1 protein-coding gene is annotated in these 765 nt (G+C 70.3%); it reads right to left on the bottom strand.

Features of this window, described 5'->3' with window-relative positions:
- Positions 1-3: 3 nt before the first annotated feature.
- The coding region (locus IH61_RS0139920) for an electron transfer flavoprotein subunit beta/FixA family protein (protein ID WP_234327541.1) at positions 4-765 on the bottom strand (762 nt) is incomplete at its 5' end.

The following is a 765-nucleotide window of genomic DNA, read 5'->3' as shown; positions in this document are numbered from 1 at the left end:
GGACTAGATGAACTTCTGGTCGGCGAGGTAGGCCGCGAGCTGCTTGCCGCCCTCACCCTCGTCCTTGACGACCGTGCCCGCGGTACGCGCCGGACGCGCCGCCACCGACTCCACCGCCGTCCAGGCCCCCGCCAGACCGACCTCGTCCGCCTCGATGCCCAGATCGTCCAGGTCCAGCTCCTGCACCGGCTTCTTCTTCGCCGCCATGATCCCCTTGAACGACGGGTAGCGGGCCTCGCCCGACTGGTCCGTCACCGAGACCACCGCCGGCAGCGACGCCTCGACCAGCTCCGTCGCCGCGTCCCCGTCACGACGGCCCTTCACCACGCCGCCCTCGACCGACACCTCCGACAGCAGCGTCAGCTGCGGCACACCCAGACGCTCCGCCAGCAGCGCCGGCAGCACACCCATCGTGCCGTCCGTCGACGCCATACCACCGATCACCAGGTCGAACCCGGTCTTCTCCAGCGCCTTCGCCAGCACCGCCGACGTCCCGATCACGTCGGTGCCGTGGATGTCCTCGTCGTTGACGTGCACGGCCTTGTCCGCACCCATCGACAGCGCCTTGCGCAGCGCGTCCTTCGCGTCGTCCGGCCCGACCGTCAGGACCGTCACCTCCGCGCCCTCGTTCGCCTCCGCGATCCGCAGCGCCTGCTCCACGCCGTACTCGTCCAGCTCCGACAGGAGGCCGTCCACGCCCTCCCGGTCGGTGGTGTGATCGTCCGAGAAACGACGGTCACCCGTCGCGTCCGGCACGTACTTCAC

It is taken from the genome of Streptomyces sp. NRRL WC-3742 (genome assembly GCF_000720635.1).
GTDB lineage: Bacteria > Actinomycetota > Actinomycetes > Streptomycetales > Streptomycetaceae > Kitasatospora.
This window is presented reverse-complemented; position numbering and strand designations above follow the sequence as displayed.